Raw genomic sequence first — 6,827 nt, 5'->3', positions numbered from 1 at the left:
GACTTGACCGTCACCCTGAGCACCATTCCGGCCGATGCTTCTGCCATCAGCGTGCAGCTCCTCGACGTCAACGGTGTACCTATCGCGGCCACCCCTTTGGTAGCTGGTTCGGCCTACACCTTTGCGGCTTTGCCCGATGCGACCTACTCGGCCCGTGTCAGCTACACCGACGCTGCGGGTAATGCATCCGCCTTCACCACGGCAGCCACCCCGATCACGCCGGACACGATTGCGCCTGCCGCTGCGGGTGTGACCTTGTTGCTCGATAGCGGTAACCCCACTGACACGATCACCCATACGGCTGCAATTAGCCTCAGCGCGGTCGAAGCCGGGGCCTTGGTTCAGTACAGCGTCGATGGCGCGCTCTGGGCTTCGAGCTACACCGCGCCCACCACCAACGCCGTCCATACCGTCGATGTGCGCCAGACTGACGCTGCGGGCAACGTCTCGCCCACCGCATCGCTGGCCTTCACGCTCGACACGCTCGCCCCTGTCGCGCCCACCGTCGCTTTGGCCAATGGGGCCACCACACTGACCAACAACGCAGCCCTCGGTCCCATCACGCCCGAAGTCGGTGCCTTGGTCCAGTACAGCGTCGATGGCGGTGCATGGGCCAGCAGCTACGCCGCGCCAACAACCAACACCGCCCACACGGTGGCCGTGCGCCAAACCGACGTAGCCGGCAATATCTCGACCCCATCCTCGCTCGCTTTCACCCTCGACACCCTCGCTCCCAACGCGCTCGGCCTCACGTTCACAGACACCGGCGTTGTGGGTGACGGCATCACCTCAATGGGCACCGTACAGATCACCGGCACGATTGAGAACGGTGCTTTGGTTGAATACGGCACCAAGGATGCCCTCGGCAATCTGGTCTGGGCACCCACCTTCACCGCCCAATCGAGCGTGGCTGGGACGCTGAATCAAGTGTGGATTCGCCAGACCGATGCGGCAGGCAACAGCTCTTTCTTTGATCCGGCGACACCAGCAACCAGCTTCACCTTCATCGCCGCCGACCCGGCACCGACGGTCAGCGTGACGGATACCGGCTCGCTCCAAACCGCACCGGCCTTGGCGATCACCAACAGCAACAGCTTGGCGGTCACGTCAAGCCCACCGGGTGGCACCGCCTTCGAATACTCGCTCAGCCCCACAGGCGCAGTAGGGACATGGGTTCCCGCCACAGCGGTCAACGGCCTGATCAACATCGGTGCCTTGACACAAGGCGCGCAAACCGTGCTCGTGCATTCCCTTGATGGACTAGGCAGGGCCTCAGCCGACACCAGCGTCTCGTTCGTCTTTGACAGCGTGGCCCCGACAGCACCGGGTGCAGCACTGGCATACAACCCCGCAACCCAAGCTGTCAGCGCCCATCTCAGTCTGCCGATGGATGCTGTGGCGGGCGATGTTCTCAACGTGAACATCGCTGATGGGGTGGGTTCGGTGCAAAGCACGCCGATCACCCTGTCCTTGGCCGACATCGCAGCGGGTTCCCTCACCCTGCCCGTCAGCGCCACACTGGTTAACGGCACCACTTACTCTGTCAGCGCCAGCCTGACGGATGCCGCAGGTAATGCATCGGCATCATCGGCGGTCACAGCCACGTCGTCGCTCCTCTTCGATAACGTCGCCCCCGTGATACCCGGGCTGGTGTTGGTGCTGGACAGCGCCAATGCGGGCAACACCGGCGTGCCCAATCCAACAGCGACCGATGGGGTTTCGACCGCCATCGACGTGCGTTTGGCAAGCCTTGAAGCGGCTGCCTCGCTTCAGTACCGCATCAACGCGGGCAGCGTGGCCGGGGGCACGTGGATCAGCATCGACCCCACCACCTTGGGCGTGGACGCAGGTACCGGCCAGCCCGTTCTGAGTGAAGCCCTTTTGTTGGGTGCTACTCCGGCTGACGGCAGCTACACGATCCAAGTGAGCCAGACCGATACCGCCGGCAACGTCAGCCCCGTGCAGACCCTCACCACCACCCGCGACACCAGCCTGAGCGCCTTGAACGGCACCTTCACGGACACGGGCTCCAGCACGGTGGATGGCATCACCTGGGTGGGCACGATGGCCTTGGGCGGCTTGGATGCCAACGTCGATCAAGTCAGCTACACGATCAGCGGCACCGACGCCCAAGGTGTCGCCATCGCCCCGATCACCGGCTTGGTGAATCTGGCGCAACCGAGTCTGGATCTGGGTGCGCTGGCCGGCGGTGATGGCACCTACACCGTGACGCTGGTGCAGGCTGACAAGGCGGGCAACAACAACGCGGCCACGCCGCTGGTGCTGGGGCCGATCACGCTAGATACCGTCGCACCCACGGCACCCGTGACCGCCGACCTCAACCTAAGCGCCATCAAGTTGGGCGCCAACAGCAGCGACGTCACCGTCACGCTGAGCGCTGTGCCTCTGGATGCCACCAGCATCACGGTCGAGTTGCTGAGCAACGGTCTGCCCCTCGCGGGCCTGACACCTTTGGTGGCGGGTTCGGCCTACACCTTTGCTGCGCAACCTGATGCAACCTACTCGGCCCGCGTCAGCTACACCGACACGGCGGGTAATACGTCCGCCACAGCAACTTCTGGCTTGCTGAGCATCGATACCGTCGCCCCCAGCGCACCCAGTGTCGCCTTGGCCTATGACCCACTGACGCTGGCGGTGCATGCCAACGTCAGCTTGCCCGTCAACGCCGTGGCAGGCGATGGCCTGAGCGTGGTGGTGTCCGATGGCGCGGTGCCGCCCAACACCATCCAAACCTTGACGGTCACGCTCACCAGCACCGACATCGGTTTGGGTGCCGTGAGCTTGGCCCTCAACACCGCCTTGCTCACCAGCGGCAGCACCTACAGCGCCAGCGGCACACTGACCGACGCCGCCGCCAACGCCTCAGCAGCATCGGCCCCGGCATCGCTGGCCTTCGACAACATCGCGCCCACTCCGGCAGTGGTCGCTCTAAGCGTCGATAGCGCCTTGGGCGGCACCAACACGGATCTGATCACCAACAACGCAGCCATCACGGTCTCGGGACTGGAACCCGGGGCCGTGGTGGGGTACAGCCTAGATGGTGGCGTGTGGACCCCGACCTACAGCGCCCCAGCGGCCAACGGTGCTCACACCGTGCAAGTGCGCCAGACCGACGCAGCGGGTAACGCCAGCATGGGCAGCCTGAGCTTCACCTATGACACGCAAGCCCCAGCCCAGCCGGTCAACACGGTTTTCACGCCCATCGGCGGAGCCACCCCCACGGCATTGACTGTGAGCCTGCCGGCCTTGGCAGCCGTGGGGGACACCCTGATCTTGAGCGTGCTGGATCTACAAAATGCGCCCGTATCAAGTTCCCAACAAACGCTGGTCGCGGGCGACTTAAGCACCGGCAGCGTCAATTTCTCCTTGGTTGGACTGGTCAACGGCAGCTACCAGATCAAGATCAGCGTGAGCGATGCCGCCGGCAACATCTCGCTGCCCTCGACCCCGCAAGCGCTGCAAATCGGTGCGGCAGGCCCCCTGCCCGCCACCATCGCCTTGGTCAACGACACCGGTTCGGTCAACATCGCCGGCACCTTGACGGATCTGGTCACCACCGATGCCCGCTTGGCTTTCACGTTGGACCCCGCCCCGGGTATCACGGTCGGCTACAGCATCAACGGTGCGCTGCCCCCGCTCGTCACCTACACCGCCCCGACGGCCGAGGGCAACTACACCGTCTCGGTCTACCAAACCAACGTCAATGGCACCACCGTTACGCCCTTCAGCTTTATCGTGGACAAAACATGCCTGAAGCCCACGGTGGCACTCACGGCCGATACCGGGACGTACTGGAACGATGGAGCCACCACCGTGGCCCAAACCACGCCTTTGGGTTCGACGAATGATGGCCGCTTGACCTTGACAGGGCTGGATCCGAACGTGGCGGCGATCACGTATTTTGTGACACCCGTGACAGCTTCCACTGTCCCGGGCTCAGCACCCAGCCCGGGAGGCCAAACAGGGCCATTCACATTGCTCACGAGCGGCCCGACCGCCGTCCTGCCCGCCATCGACCCTGCCACGGGGCTGCCCTTGTTAGCGGATGGCATGTACCAATTCGATCTGGTGCAAATCGACAAGGCCGGCAACGTCTCGGCCACCAGCTCCATCATCTATAACCTCGACACCACGGCCACAGCACCGATGGTGTCCTTGATCAATATCACCCAACCGGCCACCAATACCACCAGCTTCGGGGCCATCGACATCATTCCAACCACCACCGAAATCAGCTATCAGACCGCCATCAGCGTCAACAACGGTCCATGGACAGATGTCAACCACTACGCGCCGGTGCTCGGGCTGAACGATGTTCGTGTTCACGTGATCGACTTGGCCGGCAATGTCTCCCCCGATACGCTGCTGAGCTTCACCCTTGCAAGCGATTCGCTGGTGGCCAACAACGTGCTGCCCACCGTGGCCTTCACGCACGACAGTGCGCCCGGCTTGGTGACGTGGTCTGGCGTCAGTGGCACAGGGAGCACCACAGCCACCAATGCCGACCATCTCACCAACGATGCCAGCCTGACCGTCACGCCCGCAGTAGCCGCCGACACCATCGGCTACAGCGTGGATGGTGGCTTGAGCTGGACAGTTGCCCCCACCCCAGGTACCGCCTTGATCACCCAAACCATGCTGGAAACAGCCCGGGGTAACCCGCTGATCAACGATCTCAATTTCCCGAACTTCGCCTTCTACGTCCACGAAGTCTCGGCGACAGGTTCGGTGTCGCCAGCGGTGCCGGCGCTTCTCACCTTGGATATGGCCGCCCCGATGCAGTCCGTCACCAGTGGGGCCGCGCCTGCAAGCACCGACTTCCAAGGGCTGTATCTGTCGCAGACCAACACCACCTTGGCCACCGCCGTGATGCGCGTCACCTACAACGAAGCGGTGACCTTAGATGCCGGCAACACCCCCGTGCTCCTTGATGCCAATGGCGCGCCCTTAACGGGATACACCGTCACGGTGTTCAACAACGGCGTGGGCTACGACAACACCACGATGCTGGGGGTGCAGCGCGATGCCAGCGGCCAGAACATCATCGACATCATGGAACTTCGTTTCACTGAGACAACCCCCGGCAGCTTTGCTGGCCTGATTGCAGGCAACAGCACCACCCTGCAATTCGTGCCGAAAGCCGAGGTACTTGTCACTGACATGGTGGGCAATGCGGTGAGTACCGGGTGCAACTATGTCGATTGGTTCAGTGCTGCCACCCCAAGCACCCTCTGGCAAGTTCACACCACCTTGCCCTGAGCAAGGCTCAGCGCGTTGCGTGTTACCAACCGATAACAAATCCTCAACAATCCCTTGGGCCTGCTTTTGCAGGCCTTTTTTTTACATTCCAGCATCAAATCTGCACGGGGGCCTTGGAAGATTGGTCTGACAATCGCGCTCACTTCAAAAAGAGCCGACCGTCCCCCGACGACCGATCCCACGAAGCTCCATTTCTGTGCTGGCATGAATTCGACCCGATTTCTCATGGACCGTCCCCGTTGGTTGCCCCCTCTTCTGGCTTTGACCTTGGGGCTGGCTGCCACGGCTCAAGCGCAGCAGGCACCCATCCCTGCACCACCACAACCGGCCTCTGCATCGGCCTCCGCATCGGCCCCAAGCCCTGTTAGGGCCGGTGGCTTAAGCGGTGCGTTGCAAGCCGCGCTGCAAAACCACCCCAGCGTGCGCAAAACCATCGCCGAACGCGAAGCCACAGCAGCAGGTGTCGATGAAGCGCGCGCGCATTACCTGCCGACGATTTCAGGCCAAACCAACCAAGGTGCCGATAAAAACGTCACCTGGGGCCTGATCCGGGTGCAACAGCCCATTTGGGCCGGCGGCAAGATTGATGCTGGAGTAGACATCGCTGAGTCGAAGCTGAGTTCATCGCAGTGGGCCGTGCTTGAGTCCCGTCGCCAGCTGATGGAACAAACCACCATGGCCTACGTGGCGGTGATCGGCAACAAAACCCTGCTGCTCACGGCCCAAGAAGGCGTGAGCGCCCATGAGAAGCTGCTCGACTTGATTCGCCGCCGCCGTGAAGGTGGGGTGGCGTCGGATGCGGATATCCGCCTTGCCCAAGCCCGGCTGGCCAGCGTGCGCACCCAAGCCAAAGACTTTGCCGGACAAGTGCGTCGCCAAGAATTGGAGCTGTCGATTCTCACGACAGGTCACGCCGGTGCCGATGCGCCCTTGCCCACGCTCTACATGAACTGGGAGGCCCCTCAAGAGCTGCTAAGCCAAGCCCGCGATGCCTCGCCCGCCGTCCGGCGCAAACGCCAAGATGTCGTCACCGTCACGCACGAAACCGAGCTGCACCAAGCTGAACGCTGGCCGATGATCTCGCTGCGGGTCGATTCGGACGTCGGACCGACCCCCACGGTCTACAACCAACCCCGCACCCGCGCAGGCGTCTACGCCGAGGCCAATGTGGATGGTGGCGGCTTTGTCGGCTATCAGCGCGTCAAGGCCGATGCCGCCCGACTGGTCGCCGCCCAAGAAGATGTAGCGGCAGCCAACTTTGAAGTGGACCGGCGCTTGCAAGTGCTGCTCAACGACCGCGAGCTGGCCACGCAGCAACTGGGTGACCACGAAATCGTGGTCCAAACCCAAGAAATGTCGCTTGAATCGTCCCTGCGTCTGTACGACGCCGGCCGCAAGAATTGGGTCGATGTGCTCAACGCGCAACGTGAGTTGCTTGATGCGCGTCTGAACCGAGATCGGGCACGGATGACGGCCAATGACGCTCAGCTTCGCATCGCTGTGATGTGTGGCACCCTTGATGCGTTGGCCGGACTGGAGTAATTGGC

Annotated in this window: 2 protein-coding genes; both read left to right on the top strand. The window is 62.8% G+C overall.

The features are described from left to right. Positions 1–5,280: beta strand repeat-containing protein (locus tag AC3VI7_RS05815; RefSeq protein WP_489671278.1), on the top strand; the 5,280-nt coding region annotated here is incomplete at its 5' end. Between the two features lie 225 nt (positions 5,281–5,505). Further along, the gene (locus tag AC3VI7_RS05810) at positions 5,506–6,822 is read left to right on the top strand and encodes a TolC family protein (RefSeq protein ID WP_489669283.1); all 1,317 of its coding nucleotides are present in this window, start codon (positions 5,506–5,508) and stop codon (positions 6,820–6,822) included. The last annotated feature ends 5 nt before the right edge of the window (positions 6,823–6,827 follow it).

It is taken from the genome of Leptothrix toolikensis (SeqCode) (genome assembly GCF_057922285.1).
The sequence above is the reverse complement of the archived record's forward strand: the minus strand, read 5'-3'. Positions and strand labels throughout refer to the sequence as shown.

Bases quoted from the DNA above. Each gene is read 5' to 3' on its own strand.
- AC3VI7_RS05810 (WP_489669283.1), top strand. From the start codon at position 5,506: ATGGACCGTCCCCGTTGGTTGCCCCCTCTTCTGGCTTTGACCTTGGGG.